15 protein-coding genes, 3 tRNA genes and 1 pseudogene are annotated in these 17,410 nt (G+C 69.7%); 9 read left to right on the forward strand and 10 right to left on the reverse strand.

From position 1 onward, the window contains the following. Window positions 1-98 precede the first annotated feature (98 nt). Together EDD32_RS08740 and EDD32_RS08745 are read left to right on the forward strand one after the other, a co-directional pair. Window positions 99-1,475: an IS1380 family transposase gene (locus tag EDD32_RS08740; RefSeq protein WP_425459478.1), complete on the forward strand. Its 1,377-nt coding sequence runs from the start codon at window positions 99-101 to the stop codon at window positions 1,473-1,475. A 137-nt stretch (window positions 1,476-1,612) separates the two neighbouring features. Beyond that, window positions 1,613-2,104, forward strand: a pseudogene (locus tag EDD32_RS08745) (transposase); the annotation flags it as partial. A gap of 337 nt (window positions 2,105-2,441) precedes the next feature. On the opposite strand, the gene EDD32_RS08750 reads toward EDD32_RS08745, so the two are convergent. The 5 genes from EDD32_RS08750 to EDD32_RS08770 form a co-directional block, all read right to left on the reverse strand. After that, window positions 2,442-4,160 carry an IS1634 family transposase gene (locus tag EDD32_RS08750; protein ID WP_123916719.1) on the reverse strand — a complete coding sequence of 573 codons (1,719 nt, stop codon included), beginning with the start codon at window positions 4,158-4,160 and terminating at the stop codon, window positions 2,442-2,444. Window positions 4,161-4,320: 160 nt separating this feature from the next. Next, window positions 4,321-5,658 carry a radical SAM/SPASM domain-containing protein gene (locus EDD32_RS08755; RefSeq protein WP_123916721.1) on the reverse strand — a complete coding sequence of 446 codons (1,338 nt, stop codon included), beginning with the start codon at window positions 5,656-5,658 and terminating at the stop codon, window positions 4,321-4,323. A gap of 205 nt (window positions 5,659-5,863) precedes the next feature. Next, window positions 5,864-7,150 carry an MFS transporter gene (locus EDD32_RS08760; RefSeq protein WP_123916723.1) on the reverse strand — a complete coding sequence of 429 codons (1,287 nt, stop codon included), beginning with the start codon at window positions 7,148-7,150 and terminating at the stop codon, window positions 5,864-5,866. After that, complete coding sequence (locus EDD32_RS08765; RefSeq protein ID WP_123916725.1) at window positions 7,150-7,725, reverse strand: helix-turn-helix domain-containing protein; 576 nt, start codon at window positions 7,723-7,725, stop codon at window positions 7,150-7,152. Before EDD32_RS08765 ends, EDD32_RS08760 begins: the two co-directional genes overlap by 1 nt. 835 nt (window positions 7,726-8,560) lie before the next feature. Beyond that, window positions 8,561-9,259 carry a hypothetical protein gene (locus EDD32_RS08770; RefSeq protein WP_123916727.1) on the reverse strand — a complete coding sequence of 233 codons (699 nt, stop codon included), beginning with the start codon at window positions 9,257-9,259 and terminating at the stop codon, window positions 8,561-8,563. Window positions 9,260-9,394: 135 nt separating this feature from the next. Here EDD32_RS08770 and EDD32_RS18795 point away from each other — a divergent pair, with 135 nt between their 5' ends. Together EDD32_RS18795 and EDD32_RS08775 are read left to right on the forward strand one after the other, a co-directional pair. Next, window positions 9,395-9,589 carry a MerR family transcriptional regulator gene (locus tag EDD32_RS18795; RefSeq protein WP_170175256.1) on the forward strand — a complete coding sequence of 65 codons (195 nt, stop codon included), beginning with the start codon at window positions 9,395-9,397 and terminating at the stop codon, window positions 9,587-9,589. After that, window positions 9,589-10,761 (forward strand): tyrosine-type recombinase/integrase, encoded by a 1,173-nt coding sequence (locus tag EDD32_RS08775; protein WP_170175257.1) that lies wholly within the window; start codon window positions 9,589-9,591, stop codon window positions 10,759-10,761. The genes EDD32_RS18795 and EDD32_RS08775 overlap by 1 nt, the downstream gene beginning before the upstream one ends. Before the next feature lie 126 nt (window positions 10,762-10,887). On the opposite strand, the gene EDD32_RS08780 is transcribed toward EDD32_RS08775, so the two are convergent. The 3 genes from EDD32_RS08780 to EDD32_RS08790 form a co-directional block, all read right to left on the reverse strand. Then, window positions 10,888-10,960 (reverse strand) — tRNA-Phe (locus EDD32_RS08780). A 44-nt stretch (window positions 10,961-11,004) separates the two neighbouring features. Beyond that, window positions 11,005-11,078 (reverse strand) — tRNA-Asp (locus tag EDD32_RS08785). A 71-nt stretch (window positions 11,079-11,149) separates the two neighbouring features. After that, window positions 11,150-11,222 (reverse strand) — tRNA-Glu (locus EDD32_RS08790). 175 nt (window positions 11,223-11,397) lie between these two features. Between EDD32_RS08790 and EDD32_RS08795 the strand changes: the two genes are divergently transcribed. Next, the gene (locus tag EDD32_RS08795; RefSeq protein ID WP_246006267.1) at window positions 11,398-11,760 is read left to right on the forward strand and encodes a metallopeptidase family protein; all 363 of its coding nucleotides are present in this window, start codon (window positions 11,398-11,400) and stop codon (window positions 11,758-11,760) included. A gap of 12 nt (window positions 11,761-11,772) precedes the next feature. Here the strand turns inward: EDD32_RS08795 and surE are convergent, their stop codons facing one another. Continuing rightward, window positions 11,773-12,645: a 5'/3'-nucleotidase SurE gene (surE, locus tag EDD32_RS08800; RefSeq protein ID WP_123916733.1), complete on the reverse strand. Its 873-nt coding sequence runs from the start codon at window positions 12,643-12,645 to the stop codon at window positions 11,773-11,775. A 44-nt stretch (window positions 12,646-12,689) separates the two neighbouring features. Further along, window positions 12,690-13,703 carry a 1-phosphofructokinase family hexose kinase gene (locus tag EDD32_RS08805; RefSeq protein WP_123916735.1) on the reverse strand — a complete coding sequence of 338 codons (1,014 nt, stop codon included), beginning with the start codon at window positions 13,701-13,703 and terminating at the stop codon, window positions 12,690-12,692. 76 nt (window positions 13,704-13,779) lie between these two features. Between EDD32_RS08805 and EDD32_RS08810 the strand changes: the two genes are divergently transcribed. From EDD32_RS08810 to EDD32_RS08830, 4 genes are all read left to right on the forward strand, one after another. Then, on the forward strand, window positions 13,780-14,283 hold the full coding sequence (locus EDD32_RS08810) for a GNAT family N-acetyltransferase (protein WP_123916737.1): 504 nt from the start codon (window positions 13,780-13,782) through the stop codon (window positions 14,281-14,283). Between the two features lie 125 nt (window positions 14,284-14,408). After that, complete coding sequence (locus EDD32_RS19130; protein ID WP_211338778.1) at window positions 14,409-16,133, forward strand: mechanosensitive ion channel family protein; 1,725 nt, start codon at window positions 14,409-14,411, stop codon at window positions 16,131-16,133. 47 nt (window positions 16,134-16,180) lie between these two features. Next, window positions 16,181-16,594: a peptide-methionine (R)-S-oxide reductase MsrB gene (gene msrB, locus EDD32_RS08825; RefSeq protein ID WP_123916739.1), complete on the forward strand. Its 414-nt coding sequence runs from the start codon at window positions 16,181-16,183 to the stop codon at window positions 16,592-16,594. After that, the gene (locus EDD32_RS08830; RefSeq protein WP_246006051.1) at window positions 16,591-17,397 is read left to right on the forward strand and encodes an endonuclease/exonuclease/phosphatase family protein; all 807 of its coding nucleotides are present in this window, start codon (window positions 16,591-16,593) and stop codon (window positions 17,395-17,397) included. Before msrB ends, EDD32_RS08830 begins: the two co-directional genes overlap by 4 nt. The last annotated feature ends 13 nt before the right edge of the window (window positions 17,398-17,410 follow it).

Raw genomic sequence — 17,410 nt, forward strand, 5'->3', positions numbered from 1 at the left:
GGTGTGGTGAGCGTGGCGTAGAACGAGAATGCCCTTCTGGGCAGGAAAGATCTGGATTACGACGTCTAGATCCGACCACCCGGAAGGGCATCTCGTAAGTGAAACCCTCTCACACGATTCGACCGGTCTTCGATGAGTCCAATCTGGTGTCGGCGGCGGGTCTGGTCCCGGCCCTGCGGCTGGCGGAGTCCGCGGGTTTGTACGGCCTGGTCGAGGGGTTGACGGTGCCCTCACCCAACGCGGGGGTGAAGACGGCGAGTGTGGTCGGCGGGATGCTCGCCGGTGCGGACTCCATCGATGACCTGGACCTGTTGCGCCATGGCGGGATGGGCCGGGTCTTCGACGGGGTCCGGGCACCCTCGACGTTGGGCACGTTCCTGCGATCGTTCACCCACGGTCACGTCCAGCAGCTCGACAAGGTCAGCGGTGCGCTGCTGGCAGGGCTCGCTCGACAGGTTCCCGCCCTGGTGAACAGCGGCGCGAGGGCGCAGGGCATCGCGTTCGTCGATGTCGACGACACGATCCGGGAGGTCCACGGCTACGCCAAGCAGGCCGCGGCGTACGGCTACTCCGGGGTCCGGGGCCTGAACGTCCAGCTCGCCACTCTCTCCACGGAGGTGGCGGCGCCGGTGATCGTCCGGGCCCGGCTACGGCGCGGCAACGTCGCCTCGCACACCGGCGCCGGCCAGCTCCTCGCCCAGGCCCTGGGGACCGCCCGCGCCGCGGGCGTGAGCGGACCGGTGCTGTGCCGGGCGGACTCGGCGTACTACGGCCACGCCTTCGTCGCCACCGCCCTGCGCCACGGGGTGTGGTTCTCGGTGACCGTGCGGATGAACCCCCAGGCCAAGGCGGCCATCGCGGGCATCGGCGAGGACGCCTGGACCCCGATCAGGTACCCGCACGCGGTCTGGGACGAGGCCGAGCAGCGGTGGGTCTCCGACGCCGAGGTCGCCGAGGTCCCCTTCGTCGCGTTCACCTCCCGCCGCAAGGCCGAGCAGGTGACCTGCCGACTGATCGTGCGCCGCGTCCGACGGCTCCAGCCCCTGGCCGGTGACGGCAGCGAGCAGGGCGAGCTCTTCGCGACCTACCGCCACCACGCGTTCATCACCAACTCCGACCTGGACACCATCGAGGCCGACCAGCGTCACCGGGGGCACGCGATCGTCGAGCAGGTCATCGCCGAGCTCAAGGACGGGCCCCTGGCGCACCTGCCGTCCGGGAAGTACGCGGCGAACGCGGCCTGGGTGGCGATGGCGACGATCGCGTTCAACATCGCCCGCGCCGCCGCCGTCGCCGCCGACATGGCCACCGCCCGGTGGGCCACCCTGCGCCGGAAGATCATCAACGTCCCCGCCCGGATCGCCACCACCGGCCGCCGGCTGATCCTGCACCTGCCCGCCCGCTGGGCCTGGGCCGAGCACTGGACCACCCTCCACACCGCCGCGACCGGGCCACCACCAGCCACCACGACCTGACCACCCAGCCCCCACGGGCACGACCCAAGGAACCCAAGAGTGGAAGAGCCGGCACAGACCGGCGGCCCCACCACGCCCACAAACCCCGCCATCCCCAGCACGCCGCCCGAACAACGACCACCCGGCAGAATCGGTGGATCAGGGCTCAGCTCCTGGCGCTCGGCGCGCGGATCTCCGACCTCGACGCCCGGATCACCACCACCTTCCGCGCGCACCCCCAGGCCGAGATCATCGAGTCCCTGCCCGGCATGGGACCGATCCTCGGTGCCGAGCTGGTAGCCGCCGCAGGGGACCTTGCCGCCTATGCGAACGCCGGACGGCTCGCCTCGGCCGCCGGGCTTGTCCCGGTCCCGCGGGACTCTGGCCGGCGCACCGGGAACCTGCACCGGCCGATGCGCTACTCGCGCAAGCTGCGCAGAGTGTTCTACCTCTCCGCCTCAGCCGCCATGATGCGCGAGGGCCCCAACCGCGACTACTACCTCAAGAAGCGCGGACAAGGCCACGGGCACGTCCAAGCGCTCATCGCCTTGGCGCGCCGACGCGTCGACGTCCTATGGGCCCTGCTCCGCGACAACCGACCCTTCGAACTCGCCCCACCCTCGCGAGAACCGATGGCCCAAACGGCTTGACAAAGTCATTGAGAATCCACCGATGGCCCGCGGCTCGCTCCTTGATGCTGGTCGGGACACGGCGGTGGTGGTTCTCGGGCGTGAGGTGGTTGCCGGTCTGCCCGGCTTTTCCACTGATGATGGGAACCCGAGGTTGTAGAGCTCGGACCAGGTCTTGCGCGACCCGTCGGGCGGCGAGCACACGCGTATCTTTGCAGCCCTTCCTAGTCCCTGGGTTCCGCAGCTGAGGTGAGTGCTAGGTGGCCGGTTGTGGGGTCTGACCTGCGGGTTTGGATGGTTGAGCGGTGACATGGCGTGTCACTAGGGGGCGGCCTCGTCGGGGTGGGCCCTGGTGGGCTCAGGGCGTGGTCAGGTCCAGGATCCGTGGGGGTGTGGGGACCTGGAGGGCGGTGAGGATCTGCCGCTGGGCGGTGGTGGGGGTGGTGGTCTGGCGGTAGGTGCCGGCCGGGCCGGTGAACTGCCCGAGGTGCAGGCGCTGCATCTCGGCGCGGACGCCTGTCCAGGTCTGGGTGGTGGTGGTCTCGATGATGCGGATCAGGAGTAGGGCGAGCCAGCACAGGATGACGTGGGCGCGGATGCGGTCCTCGAGGCGGTGGTGGACCGGGCGCAGGTTGAGGATCTGCTTCATGTCGCGCCAGCCGCGCTCGACCTCGAGGAGCTGCTTGTAGCCCAGGGCGAGGTCCTCGGCGGACAGGGTGGGCTCGTTGGTGCGTAGCAGGTACTTCCCGTCCAGCTTGGCCTCGGCGATGATCGCGGCCCGGTCGACCCGCAGCAGCCCGCCGGCGCTCACGCGCAGGTAGCGGTTCAGGCCCGGTTTGGTCGAGATGGCCCCGCGCAGCTGCGCGCGCTTGGTCACGGAGAGTTTGTCGGTGCCGGCGATCATCTCCTGAAGGCGGGCGACCAGCTCGGCGCGGATCGCGGCGTCACGGACGGCCTGGTCGGGGTTGTGGGCGATGACGAACCGGTCCCCGTCGCCCAGGCGGACCTCCTTGACGCGCAGGTTGCCGGTGACCTCCTGGTACCGGCCCTGGCGGGACAGGGCTGCGGTGGCCTCGGCCGACCCGGAGCGCAGCTTCTCGCCCAGGATGTACCCGCCGCCGGCGCGTTGGAGGTAGCGGCGGTTCTCCGCTGAGGTGAACCCGCGGTCGGCGACCCAGACGACCTTGCCGAGGTTCCACTGGGCCATGTCGTCCTTGACCTGGCGGATCAGCGCCGAGTCGGCGGTGTAGCCCGGCCAGGACCACACCCGCACCGGGATCCCGGTGCGGGTCACGGCCATCCCGATGACGACCTGGGGCAGGTCCTCGCGGTGGTCCTTGGACTTGCCGTACGTGCGGAACCCCGTCGCCTTCACCGCCCCCGCCGGCGCCGTCTCCGCGCCGGCGTCCTCGTCCAGGCGCTGGCCGGTCTGGTCGCGCCACACCGGTTCGTCGGCGCTCTCGGTCTCGAAGTAGATGGAGGTGGTGTCGAAGAAGAGCAGGTCGACCTCGAGGTTGAGCAGGTCCGCGACGTTGTCGTACACCGTCTTGGCCAGGGTGTCCTCGACCGAGAGCAGCCAGTCCATGGCCCGGTAGCACGCGTCGTCGGAAACCTCGGGCAGGCCGGGGATGTGGACGTCGGCCCCGACCCAGGACGCGGCGGCGAGCTTGGAGGACGGCGCCAGCGCCCGGTTGGCCACCAGCGCGAAGCACACCCGCTCCGTCACGGGCTCCCGCCGCCCGCCCGCGAGCAGCTTCCCCATCGCCTTGCCGATGCCGAGCTGGGACCACAGGTGGTCCAGCACCCACGCCCCGCCCAGCGGCCGGGAGGACTCGAACGCCAGCCCGGCCGGCCCGTCACCACCCTGCGCCGCGACCGGGTCGGGGTCCAAGGTCTTGGTCAACGAGGCGATCAGCCGCTCGATCGCGGCCCGGTCGACCTGGTCGGTGCGGCCGAAGTTGTACAGCACCCGCATCTTCGCCGACTTCGTGCCCGGGTCCCACTCGTTGTGCGCGAGCTGGAGGTAGCGCACCACCGAGCCGTCCTTGTTCCGCCGCGACGACGTCCGCATGAACATGTCACCACAGTAGCGGCCGATTGGCGCACGCGTGTTGCTCGACACGCCCAATTCGTGTCACTAGGGGTACTGGACCGTTGCAGCAGGCCGAAACCGGCTCACCTGCACCTTCACCCCGAACCGTGTCCCAGAACCCCGATCAGCTGCGGAACGCAGGTAGTCACGGTCGCTCAAAGCCGTGCGTTGAGGCGTACATGTCCAACTTCGAGGAAAGATTGAATTTCGTTGCCGGGCACGGCGGGTTGCCCTCGGCCCACGCTTTCGGACATGAACCGCCGCACACGGGAAGAATGGCGCACGTTGCGCAAGAGTAGTTCCCTGACGAGATCTCGTCGTTCCAGGTCTCATACAGTCCAGCCGGTCGCCTACCAATCCGCAGGCTGCTCACGTTTCCGACGGCCGTGTTCTCGTACCCTGGAACCAAGGGTTGCTCCGTGCAGGAGAACACTTCACCGCTTGATGTGATTACCTCAGCACTCGTCTGCATAGCGATGCAGACAATCTTCTTCCGCTGCGTCGGAACCAGCGACGGGCAATTTAGTCCCGCATCCCGATAGGCTTGCAGCCACTCGAGTTCCACGTTTCCGTATGCCGTCTTGCCCAGTTCCAATGCACTTATGTCGTTACCCCATGAGTGAATCGGGGCGGCATAGAACGAAACCTTGTCGTGCCCGAGGCCTCTCTCAGCCATGGTCCTGGCGAACTCTGCCGCCTCACCTCGGTTAGCAGGTGAGACATTGGTCCTGATGCTGATCCGGAGGTCTTCGTACTGCGGCTGGCGAACTGCCCAGGAGAGGAAGTTCACGATGTGGTCAAGGCTTTCACCACCTGCCTTCTTGGGGCGGAGCAGGTCGTGCGACGTTCCGTCCAGCGTGATTTCAAAGAATGACACGCGGCAGTCGTGGTAAAGCGTGTCCAACTGACGAGCGTCGAGGAGCACCCCATTAGTTACCATCTGCGACCAGTAGGAGAGCCCTCTATCGCCTGCTAGGGGCACGATCTGCCGGGCGATGTCCCTGATGTTGGCGTAGCCCATCAACGGTTCCCCGCCGAACCAGTTCAGAGCAATCCCGTCATAGCAGCCAGACTCGATCTCCCCAATGATTCTGCGCACCAGGCCTGAGCGGTGAGATCCCCGTAATGTCGCCTTGGTATGCGCCTGGCCACAGTAAGAACACCCGAGGTTGCAATACGACGTCGGCATTATGACGAACGTCCTCGTCCGGTTCTCCGCGATGGCTCTTCGGTTCTCCTCGAGTATCACCTCGAGCTCGTCTACCGAGTCCGGAATTACGGCGCCCGCGTCAATGAGGTCCTCGAGCACATCGGGGCGTATCTTGCGCTCAAAACCGCTTTCGTCATTCAGTGCTTCTGCCGTGTCCTTGTCGATCATGTACAGTCGGCCGGTCGTCGCGAGATATGCGGGACGAAGGGCGACGCCTTGCGCACTTGTAAAGTCGGTTTCCGAGATTGTCAAGTATCTGCTTACGGTGAGCACCTGGATCGACTCCTTCGTCGTTGCAGTCGGTGTGAGTTCCCGTTGGACGGGGCGACCGGTGGGGGTCGTCGATTCTTGTGGCGACCCCCACCGGATAGGACGTTGTTGCGCGGTCGGCTACATGCAGCCCAGGTTCATGCAGTCGCCGTTGCCGGAGCGTTCGGCCTCCGCGGTCTCCGCTGTGATGTCGATCAGCATCGTTATCTCACCTCCTTCCCTGAAACGATTCGGTGTGGTGGTCGGGGCGGCCAGTGTGCTGAGCGATATCTCGAAGGAGGGGTCGGGCCAAGACCGCGATCATTGCCATGCCGATTCCTGCGACAAGCCACGGGAGGCGGCCGTCAACGCGCGCGAGGAGGCCTGACGCCAGGGTTCCTATGGGGCTGGCTATGGCCACGAAGGTGAAGATGACGCCCGACACTCGCCCCAGCAGGCGCCGAGGGACCAGGCGTTGGCGCGCGGTCGCCACAAGAACGTTCCACCACGCGGCTAACACAGCCATGCTCGCAGACAGACTCGCGAAAATGATCCATCCAGTTGCGTTCGGCGGAACAACGCTCGCGCCGGCAAGGGCGAAGCCTTGGCCGAGGAGGACTACGGACATGATGGGGAACGTGCCGAACCGCGCGGTGACTTTGCTGACTGTGGTGGCTCCGGCTATGGCACCGAGCGCAGGGGGCACCGCTAGAACTCCCACGAGAGCTTCGGGTACGTCCAGCACCTGGACGAGGTAGTAGATGTAGGTTCCTTGCGCGAGCGCGAAAATCCCGATGACCAAGGGGCTGACCAGAGCCAGGCGCCGCAGGGTGCGAGACTGATGCAGATATGACAGCCCTTCCTGCGTCCGTTGCCAGAGTGTGAAGGGATTGTGATCATCGGTCGCGCCGGGCGGACCGCTCTGGTGCCGCGGAACGGCCCGGAAGATCATGGCCACGCCGAACAGAAGCAGTGCCATGGAGATGCCGGTGGGCAAGGGTGCGAACATGGCGAGCGAAATGGTCCCAACCGGAGCCGCTATGAAGCCCTGGGTCACCTGCTGCCCGGTCACGATTCGACCGTTCGCCCGCTCAAGGTCGCCGGAATCAACGAGGTCGGGAACGGTCGTTGTCGTCGCGGTGTCGTGGATGCCCTCGAACGCTGCGAACCCGAGTGCGGCCACGATGATCATCCATAGCGCGAGGCTGTCCTGCCAGATCGCGACACCCAGACACGCGAGGAGCCCCGCGCGAATGATGTTGGATGCGGCCATGAGACCGCGCCTCGAGGAGGTGTCGACGATCGTGCCTACAACGATCGACAGCAGGACGGCTGGAACGTAAGCGGCGATCCTTGCTGCCGACACCGCTAAGGGGTCCGTAGTTATGCGCAGGACAAGGAGAGGAAGAATCACCATGACAATGCCGTCCGCAGCATTGGAGGAGATCGTCGCAGCCAGCAGCTGACGAAACCGGCGGCCCAGTGAGCGACCAGTCTTGGCGTTGATGGTAGACATCAGGAGCCTCTCACATCGTCACGCCCGTCGTCGCGGCTGGCGCTTTGCGGGGCAAGGGCCACCGGAAAGGCGCGGAACTGGACGTCGACCACGCGAGTATCCGACTCAGCTCCCTTGACCAAGTCCCGGCGGGTGATCCAGCGAGCCATGAGTTCTTGCATTTCCTGGGTGAAGACGCGTAGTTCCTCTGACGTCATGCGCATCATCGCGTTGACGTCTACGGGGCCCTTACGCCATTCCTCAGGCTCCTCGCCGCGCGCGACGCGGTCCTGAAACTCAGCAGCAGAACGGAACCTTAGATCCAGCCAGGCATGGCGGTACTCACGGCCTCCAGTCGCTCCCATGGACTCAAGGTCTGACCAGCCGTAGTTCCGGGCCGCAAACGGTGAAAACCAGACGCGGTCTCTGCCCGTTCCGTGGTCCCTCAGATCGATGATGAGGCCTGCCTTTTCAAGCTCACGCAGGTGGTAACTCGTTGTGCCGGATGTGACACCTAGTCGACGAGCCAGCTCGGTGGCTGTCGATGGGGCCTGAGCCAGCAGATCAACCATCTGACTGCGTAGCGGATGGCTCATAGCTCGCAGTTTTCGTGCTCCATCTGCCGCTTCCCGACGCACATGCCCTCCTCACTACAGCGAACCATCTGCAGAACTCTCTCTGCGAAAGTACCAGGGCGCATGACCGAACGAGGGAGAACTTGCTGCCATGGCAGGTAGTCGCCACTCTGTCGGTCTGGCTAAGTGATTTGACGCTGCGGGGGCGGTAGGCGCTGAAGCGCCGACGACGTGCATGGTGTCCACGTCTCAGCGGCGATGACCTCGTCCGAGCAGCTCGCGCCGCGCCGTGGCGGCGATCACGGAGTAGGCGCCGGCAGGGAGCCGCCTGATTCGTCACGGCCAGGCCCGGTCGCGCGGTTCACGCAGGAACTCGGTGCAGGACGTGGACCCGGTGTTGCTGGCACGCGTGGCCGTGGACCGACGTGTCAGGGCGTTCCTGGCCTACTTCTCGACCGGCGCCGACACGACGACTGCGGCGACCGTACGCAATGCACCCAGAGGCCTACACGGCAAGGCGGTGCATTGGACGAGTGCGACTGCCGGTGCCGCATCCGACCTCGAGGACTTTGCTGGCTCTGGCCAGCAGCACGCCGAGTAAGCGAGCCTCGGCCCCGGGGCCGTACCGCCTCGGAACTACTCTCCGGAGCGCGCCGCACGAACCGCCATATGCTAACTAGTTGCGCGGCTGCTTTTAATTGAATGAGCGCCTTTACCGCAAGACCAGTTTGGAGCGGTCATGGTCAATCAGCGCGACGGGCAGGCCGAGGGATGTCACACCTCCAGGCCATCAGCGGTTGACCCCGAAGGACTCACGCTGTCCGATACGCGACTCCCGTGGGCTCGACCGCCTACGCTAACCAGCGCGACCGCGGCGGCCTGGCGGGAGCAACCCACGACTGCGGGCCTTCGCGACCCAGCCCTGCGCGGTGCTGAGGGCGACGCCGTTGACTTGCGCCATCGTTGCTGAGGGATTCTCGTCGCCCTGGCCGGAGAGCTTGCCGTGCTGGAGTGCGACGAGCTCGTAGAAGTCGGGCACCCGCTTGGGGTTGCCGAGCGGTTTCAGTAGTTCGCGGTCGCTGACCTTTCGCCCGCTCGGGAGGATGATCTTGTCGCCGGTCACCGTGGTGACGCGCTTCATGGCGAAGAGCCGCTTGTTGATCGCTGCCTCGATCTTCGCGGTCGGGAGTTCTCGCAGCAGGTGGCTGGTGATGGGGTCGCCCGGTCGCCACGGTAGGTAGATCACGCCGGTGATCCGCACCTCTTCCGGGGTGGCGTAGAGCTGTCGCTGCAGGCGGATCATCACGCGCGTCGCGGTGGCCTCGTGCTCGATGTAGCGCCAGCGCCCCTCAGTGGTCGCGTTCTGCTCGGACTCGGCGGCGTCGTCGCCCGCCGCCTGGTCGTCGTAGCCGAGCACACGGTCGATCTCGCCGCTGGCATCGTCGGCGCGCTCGCCGGGAAAGCGGGCGGCGAGGTGCCAACCCGCAGGCAGGTCGGACTGGGTGAGCATGCCGTCGGCGGCCTGATCCCAGGGGCGGGCTGTCGGAAGTGCCATGCGCACCACACTATCCGGAACAGGAACTTATCTCATGTGCTTGCAAGGACGTGAACGGAGGTGCTTCAATGTCAGGTATTGGCACGAACGTTAGTTGCTGGCGAAGTTGACCTGGACTCGATGAGAGGAACCGGCATGACCGAGGCGACGAAGACGGACTACCTCACGCGCGCCGAGGCGGCTGCCCGATGCCGGGTGCCAGTGCCGACGTTCGACAAGCTGCGCCGCGAGGGTCTGATCCCCGAACCCGATGCGGAGGTCGGCAAGCACAAGCTCTGGCGTGCGGACACGATCGCCGAGTTCCTCGATGTCGGCGGGACGAGACGCTGATGGCCGGCCGGCCGGCGAAGGACTCCCCGCTCCGGCTCGACCCGCGCACCGGTAGGCCGCTGCCCGAGGGCATCCGCTGGCGCGAAGATCGGCAGCGCTACCAGATTCGCGTGCTGGTGCCTGACCTCTATGGCAACTGGGCCGAGCGCGCACGCACGTTCCGCACGCTGGGCGAGGCGAAGAAGGAGCTCGCCAACGCCGTCGCCGGGAAGAACCCGAACGGCGCGATGACGCTCACCCAGTGGCACGAGCGGCACTGGCCGGCGATCGGGGCATCGGTGCGACCGGGCACTGCGCGCGCCTACGCCGTCGCGTGGCGCCGACGGGTGCAGCCGACGCTCGGGCACCTGAAGCTCGAAGCGATCACCTCACCGCTGATCGAGACGGCGATGGCCGGGTGGGACTGCTCACCCTCGACCAAGGTCGACTCGCTCGCCCTCATCAGCCGCCTGCTCGACGCCGCGCGCCGGGCGCGGATCATCGACTACAACCCGGCGCGCGAGATCAGGCGCCCGACGCAGGACGCCTCGACCTCTCCCACCTCCCGGGCGCTGACCATGCCGCAGGTGACGACGATGCTCGAGCTGATCCCGGCCGGCGTCTATCGGCGCTACGCAGCCGCCCTCGTGTACACCGGCATGCGGGCGGGTGAGGCGACCGCCATCCGGGTGCGCGACGTCGACCTCACGCAGGGCGTGTTGCGCGTCAGCCGCAGCTTCTCGCCCGGCCTGAACGGCGAGCTCATCGAGCAGAGCCCGAAGAGCCACAAGGAACGACAGGTGCCGATCGTCCAGGCGTTCCTCCCGTTCGTGGACAAGGCCATGAAGGGCAAGGGGCCTGACGACCTGCTGTTCTCCGGGCCGAACGGCGGCCGGCTCGTCGCGGCGAACTTCCGCCGTGCGGTGAACTGGGCGACGATCAGGACGGCGCTCGACCGCCCCGACCTGCGCGTGCACGATCTGCGCCACACGTTCGCCACCATCCTGTTCGACGCCGGCGCCTCCGCACCCGACGTGCAGGCGGTGCTCGGGCACTCCAGCCTGCAGGTCACCGAGCGCTACTCCCGTGCACGCGAGGGCGTCGCCCGGCGCGCGGGTGCGGTGTTCGACCGCGTCACCACCGGCGGATATGGCACAGATATGGCACAGCGCCGTGCGGGGCCGGGTCTGTGAGCGCCGTCAGCGCCTCGGTGCCGAGGCCCCGGGACCCGTAGGGCCACCCTAGAAAGGGTGTCTGACCAGGGAGAACGGCTGGCGGAACGACGAAGGCCCCGCACTCACGTGCGGGGCCTTCTGCGGTGGCTCCGACCGGCGTCGATCCGGTGACCTTTCGATTTTCAGTCGAACGCTCTACCAACTGAGCTACAGAGCCCTGACACGAACGCCCGGTCCTCTCGGACCGGGCGTCCGTACCGGCGACCCCGACGGGACTTGAACCCGCGACCTCCGCCGTGACAGGGCGGCGCGCTAACCAACTGCGCTACGGGGCCTCGTGTGAGGCGTGGAGCCTGGTACTACCTGGTGCTGATCGTACGTGCCGTGCCGTCCTGCTGGTGGTGCGTACCCCCAACGGGATTCGAACCCGTGCTACCGCCGTGAAAGGGCGGGGTCCTAGGCCGCTAGACGATGGGGGCCCGTTGTGCTGGACGCCCGTGACGCCGCAGCGCCCCAAGACCTCCGACAGCATACGGGGAAGGGACCCCCAGGAGCAAAATTGGCGGCCGTGTGCTCCTGGTCACGTGCGGGGCGCGGTGCGCCGGACCGTGTCGCCTGAGCACCGGGCAGGGCAGGATGGTGCCCGTGGTGGACATGACGCAGGAGGCCTTCGATGAGGCCGTGGCGGAGGCGCTCGACCTCATCCCGGTCGAGCTGACCGAGCAGATGGACAACGTCGTCGTCCTCGTGGAGGACGAGCCCACCGCGGAGCAGCTCGAGGGCAGCGAGGACGAGGACCTCCTGGGCATCTACGAGGGGACCCCACTGACGGAGCGGGACTCCTGGTGGGCGGCGGGCTCTCTGCCGGACCGCATCACCATCTTCCGCGGCCCCACCCTGCGGCTGTGCGAGAGCGCCGAGGAGGTCGTCGAGGAGGTCGCGATCACCGTCGTCCACGAGGTCGCCCACCACTTCGGCATCGACGACGCCCGGCTGCACGATCTCGGCTGGTCCTGAGGCGCCTCCTCCTCAGGCGTCGTCCTCCTCGGCGATCTCCCCGGAGGGGCGGTCCGCGCCCGTGGACATCACCGCACCCTTGCCGACGTCGACGAGCGGCCCGGTCGTGCCGGCCGCGGCGGCGTCGGCCGCGGTGAACGAGGGCAGGGTCAGCCCGTCGTCGTCGTCGACGGGGGCGCGGACCATGGTCGCCGTGGCCCAGCCGCGCGCCAGGAGGTAGTGGTCGGTGCCGGGCTCGTCCTCGGCCTCGACGCCGGAGTAGGTGAGCTGGACGTAGCCGGTGCCGACCTCCTTGACCCGGGCCTGGACCGCGCCGAAGCTGGCGAGCGAGGCGGCCCGCAGCCCGCGGAGCCGGTCCGGCGCGACGTCGGGCACGTTGATGTTGAGGACCCGCTCGTGGAACGGCTCCGCGACGAGCCAGGCGTAGGCGCGGGCTGTGACGAGCCCGGCGGTGTCCCAGTGCTGGGGCTTGCCCGACGCGATCGAGACCGCCATCGCCCGGATCCCGTGGGAGGTCGCCGACAGGGCGGCGCCCACCGTTCCCGAGTGCAGGGTGGCCCGGCCGGTGTTGGCGCCGAGGTTGATGCCGCTGAGGACGACGTCCGGCCGGGGGCCGAACGCGCCGAAGGAGGCCACGAACGTGATGAGTGCGGGGGCAGCCTTGACCCCGAACGCCTCGACGCCGTCGGGCAGGCCCGGCGGCCGGCCCTCGACGAGCACGAGGTGCCCGTCCTCCTCCTGGGCGGTCAGGGCCGCCGACGCACCGGAGTACTGACGGTGCGGGGCCGCGACGACTACCTCGTGCCCGGCGTCCAGCGCCACCTGGGCGAGGACGGTGAGGCCGGGCGAGGCGATGCCGTCGTCGTTGGTGACGAGAACCCGCACCGGGGACCATCTCCTTTCCGTCCGAGCGCCGACGCCGGCGCTGTCTAGAGGGACATCTCCTCGATGCTGATCCGCTGGGCGAACCGCTCGATCTGGTCCTTGCGGCCGGTGCCGAGGCCCCGGCGGGTGACGTTGAGCGCTCCCGCGGCCGCGCCCAGGCGCACCGCGTCGGCGATGTCCAGGCCCCGGCCCAGGCCGACGGCGATGCCCGCGGTCATCGAGTCACCGGCCCCGCGGTGGTCCAGCGGGGTCATCACCGGCCCCTCGGCGAGGTGCGCGCCGTCGGCGGTGACGAGGAGGGCGGGCTCCTGGGCTCGCGAGACGACCATGGCCCCGACCCCGTGGTCCACCAGCGCGCGGGCCGCGGCGAGGAGGGAGGCGGGCTCGGGGTCCGCGGCGAGGCCGGCGGCCAGGATCTCCTCGTGGCTCATCTTCAGCACCGTGGGTCCGGCCTTCGCGGCGGCGACGGCGGCCTCGCCGGAGAGGTCGGCGACGACGGCACGGCCAGCGGAGCGCAGGTCGCGGACGATCCGGCCGAAGAAACTCGCGGGCAGGACGTCCGCGGGCTCCGCGCCGGTGACGACGAGGACGTCGGCCTCGAGGGCGTCGACGAGCAGGGTGCCGTACAGGTCGTCGAGCTCGTGGCGGTTGAGGGCGAAGGGTGGCATGTGCGCGACCGTCTCGCGGTCCTCGCCCCGCAGGTCGTGGATGTACGCGCCGTTGCCGCCGTTGTAGGTCACGCCATGGATCGTGAGCTTCTCCGTGGTGAGCATCTGGGCGACGAGCGGGCCGATCTCGCCACCGAACGGCCCGCACACCGTGACGTCCGCGCCGAGGGAGACGGCCATGCGGGCGACCCACAGGCCCTGCCCGCCAGGGTGGAGGTGGATGTCGGCCTGGGAGGAGGTCCGCCCCGGGATGGCCTGGGAGTCGGCGATCTCGACGACGAGCAGCGGGGTCGGGGCCAGGACGCAGATGCGCGGACGGGCCGGTGCGGCGTTGTCGTCGGGCGTGCGCAGGTCACGTCGCTGCGCCGCCTCCGCGGGGGACCCTCCCATGACCTGAGACTAGGGGCGGACCCCCGGCGCGACCAGAGGGGTGTGCAGGCTCGCCGAACAGGGGCACGATGGGCGGATGACGACTCCCGAGCGCACCGCCGCACCGGCCACGCCCGTGCGCATCCTCGAGGGCCAGGCGGCCAGCGACCGGGCGGCGCGGGCGCTGGTCCAGTACTTCGCCGAGCTGGACGAGCGCTTCGCCGGCGGGTTCGACCCGGCGCTGACCGAGCAGGTCGACCCCGCGGACGTGACGCCGCCCAGGGGGGACTTCCTGCTCCTCACCGAGCTCGGCTCCGGCCGGGTCCTCGGGTGCGGCGGGGTGCGGCTGCTGCCCGGCGGCGAGGTCGAGCTGCGCCGGATGTGGCTGGTGCCCGACGCCCGCGGGCAGGGCCTGGGCCGGTTCCTCCTGCGGACCCTGGAGAACCGGGCACGGGCCCTGGGCGGGCGCCGCGTGGTGCTCTCGGTCAACGAGGCGCTGACCGAGGCGGTCTCGCTGTACGAGTCGGCCGGCTACCGGCCGGCGGAGCCCTTCGAGGACAACCCCTACGTCCAGGTCTTCCTCGGCAAGGAGCTCGGCTGACCCCGCGGCAAGGAGCTCGGCTGACCCCGCCGCCCGCGAGCGTGGGCACGAGAGCGTGGGCGGACGACGGCGCCGTCCAGGCACCGTTCAGCGCACGCCCAGGGCCCGGACCTAACCTGGGCGCCATGAGCATGACCATCGACGCAACGATCGACACCACCGTGGACGTCATCGCCCTGGTGATGTGGGTGGCCGGCGGCGTCGTCGCCGGTCTCCTCGTCTCCTACGTCGTCACCGGCATCACCCGGGTCCTCGCCCGACGGCACCCGGTCGCGGGGATCATCACCCGGCGCGGCCGGCGGCCGTTCCAGGCGATGCTCGTCGTCGCGGGCGCGTGGGTGGGGCTGGTGCTCGGCGCCCCGCTCGCGACCGGGATCCGCGAGCCCGGCTGGCGGGCGGTGGCCCAGCACGTCCTGTTGATCCTGCTCATCTCCGCCGGCACGTGGTTCGTCGCCCAGATGGTCCGGGTGGTCGAGGACGCCGCGCTCGAGCACATCCGCGCCCGTGGCGGTGCCGCCAGCGGGCGGGACCGGCGGGTCCAGACCCAGGCGCAGGTGCTGCGACGGGTGGCCTTCGCCGTCGTCGTCATCCTCGGGATCGCGGCCGCCATGCTGACCTTCCCGGGCGCCCGCGCTGCGGGGGCGAGCCTGCTGGCCTCGGCCGGCATCGTCTCGGTCGTCGCCGGTCTCGCGGCGCAGACCACCCTGGGCAACCTCATCGCGGGCCTCCAGCTGGCCTTCACCGACGCGATCCGTGTGGACGACATCGTCATCGTCGAGGGCGAGTTCGGCTACATCGAGGAGATCACCCTCACCTACGTCGTCGTCCGGCTGTGGGACGACCGCCGCATGATCATGCCCTCGACGTACTTCACCACCACCCCGTTCGAGAACTGGACCCGGCAGGCGCCCGCGCTCCTGGGCACGGTGGAGCTGGACGTGGACTGGCGGGTGCCCGTCCCGGCGATGCGGGCCGAGCTCGTGCGGCTGCTCGAGGGCTCGGACCTGTGGGACAAGCGCGTGGGGGTCTTCCAGGTTCACGACGCCACCGGTGGGCTCATCCGGGTGCGCGCCCTCGTCTCGGGCAAGGACGCCCCGACCCTGACCGACCTGAAGTACTACGTGCGCGAGAACCTCGTCGACTGGCTCCAGACCCACGCGCCCTACGCGCTGCCGCGCCAGCGCACCATGGAGGAGTGGGTCGAGACCACCGACGACCGGGCGGGCGAGCTCTACGGCGAGCTCGCCGAGGAGCTCACCGAGCTGGCCGACCTCGACGGCGCCGAGACGCCCGAGCCGGACACCCTGGCGCTCGCGCAGACCCGGCAGGAGAACCCCGAGGAGCGTCGTCGTCGCGAGACCGAGGCGCGTCGGGCGCGACGGCGCGCGGCCCGGGAGGACCGCCGCCGCGCCCGCGAGCACGGCGGGCTGCCCGGCCGGGCCGCGGAGGAGCGGGCCCGGCCGTCCTCGGACGCCACGCGGGTGCTCGACCTCAGCGAGGTCGAGGCCGCTGGGGCGGGGGACCACAGCGGCGCCCGCGGAGCCGGCGGCGCGCCCGCGGTGGACCGGGCCGACCCGTCGGCGCCCCGGCGCACCTCGATCATCGACCGGGTGGATCTACCGGCGGTCGGGCGGGAGGCCCGCACCGGCCACGAGGCCAGCGTCTTCACCGGGTCGAAGGAGGCCGAGGAGCGGGCCAGGGCCTTCACGGGGCCGAGCGCGGAGGTGCTCCAGGAGCGCGAGATCACCGCTGAGCGCAAGCGGGCCGAGGAGTCCCCCCGCACGCCGACCGAGGGCCGCGCCGGCGAGCTGTACGGCAAGGACGGCGCACCGGACGGCGACGCGGAGTGAGTGCGGCTCGAGGTGACGACCGGCCCGCGGTGACGCACCATGGAGCCATGACGACGGACCGGGTCGAGAAGACCGACGAGCAGTGGCGCGCCGAGCTCGACTCCTTCGAGTACCAGGTGCTGCGCCTGGCCGGAACCGAGCGGCCCTTCACCGGTGCGCTCCTCGCCGAGGACCGGGTGGGGGTGTACCGCTGCCGCGGCTGCGGCGCCGAGCTGTTCCGGTCCGAGACGAAGTTCGACGCCCACTGCGGGTGGCCCAGCTTCTACGCCCCGCAGGACAGTGACGCCGTCGAGCTCGTCGAGGACCGCTCCCACGGCATGGTCCGCACCGAGGTCCGCTGCGCCCGGTGCGGCTCGCACCTCGGGCACGTCTTCGAGGACGCCCCGCAGACCCCCACCGGTGACCGCTTCTGCATGAACTCCGTCTCCCTGACCTTCGAGGAGCGCGACGGCGAGCGGTGATCCGCCTCCTCACGCTCAACCTCCAGCACGGCCGGCCGGTCGCCGGCGCACCGGTGGGTGAGGCCGCCCCGCCGGGCCGGGGCCCCGTCGGGCCGTCCCGCGCCCTGCTCGCGGCCGCCGAGCAGGTCGCGGCCGCCCGCCCCGACGTCGTCCTCCTCCAGGAGGTCGACCGCGGTCAGCGCCGTTCCGGCCGGATCGACCAGACGGCGCTCCTCGCCGAGGCGTTGGACCTGCCCCACCACCGGTTCGCCCCGTCGTTGCTCGGCTCGGCCACCGGCCTGCGCCTGACCGCCCCGGGGCTCCTGCCCGCGCGCTGGCGGGCCGGCCGAGCCGGATACGGCGTGGCGATCCTCAGCCGGCACCCGGTCCGGTCGTGGCACGTCCTGCGCCTGCGGGGCGCGGGCCTGCGACGGCGCGACGGAGGCGCTCCGGCGTACGACGCGGGACGGGTGGCGCTCGCGGCGGTCGTGGACACCCCTGACGGTCCGGTGACGGTGCTGACCACGCACCTGTCGGTCGAGCCCGCGACCGCCCGCGCCCAGCTCGCCCTCACCGCCGCCGCGCTGAGCACCCTCCCCGGACCGCGCGTCCTCGGCGGCGACCTCAACCTCGACCCGGCCGACGTCGCCGCCGTCGCCGGGCTGGTCCCCCTGGCGACGGCGCCGACGTTCACCAACCGCCGGCCCCGGCGCCAGCTCGACCACCTCCTCGGCGACGGCGTCCGAGCGGCCGGTCCGGGCCGGCCGCACCACCTCCCGGTCTCCGACCACGCCGGCCTCGGCGTGGACGTCCTGCCCGGCTGAGGACCACGCGGTG

The organism is Georgenia muralis (assembly GCF_003814705.1).
In the GTDB taxonomy this organism is placed as follows: Bacteria; Actinomycetota; Actinomycetes; order Actinomycetales; family Actinomycetaceae; genus Georgenia; species Georgenia muralis.

Coding starts and splice junctions, on each gene's coding strand:
- EDD32_RS08750 (WP_123916719.1), bottom strand. CDS start 4,160: ATGTTCATGCGGACGTCGTCGCGGCGGAACAAGGACGGCTCGGTGGTG.
- EDD32_RS08760 (WP_123916723.1), bottom strand. CDS start 7,150: ATGTCTACCATCAACGCCAAGACTGGTCGCTCACTGGGCCGCCGGTTT.
- EDD32_RS08765 (WP_123916725.1), bottom strand. CDS start 7,725: ATGAGCCATCCGCTACGCAGTCAGATGGTTGATCTGCTGGCTCAGGCC.
- EDD32_RS08770 (WP_123916727.1), bottom strand. CDS start 9,259: ATGGCACTTCCGACAGCCCGCCCCTGGGATCAGGCCGCCGACGGCATG.
- EDD32_RS18795 (WP_170175256.1), top strand. CDS start 9,395: ATGACCGAGGCGACGAAGACGGACTACCTCACGCGCGCCGAGGCGGCT.
- EDD32_RS08775 (WP_170175257.1), top strand. CDS start 9,589: ATGGCCGGCCGGCCGGCGAAGGACTCCCCGCTCCGGCTCGACCCGCGC.
- EDD32_RS08795 (WP_246006267.1), top strand. CDS start 11,398: ATGACGCAGGAGGCCTTCGATGAGGCCGTGGCGGAGGCGCTCGACCTC.
- EDD32_RS08805 (WP_123916735.1), bottom strand. CDS start 13,703: ATGGGAGGGTCCCCCGCGGAGGCGGCGCAGCGACGTGACCTGCGCACG.
- EDD32_RS08810 (WP_123916737.1), top strand. CDS start 13,780: ATGACGACTCCCGAGCGCACCGCCGCACCGGCCACGCCCGTGCGCATC.
- EDD32_RS19130 (WP_211338778.1), top strand. CDS start 14,409: ATGAGCATGACCATCGACGCAACGATCGACACCACCGTGGACGTCATC.
- msrB (WP_123916739.1), top strand. CDS start 16,181: ATGACGACGGACCGGGTCGAGAAGACCGACGAGCAGTGGCGCGCCGAG.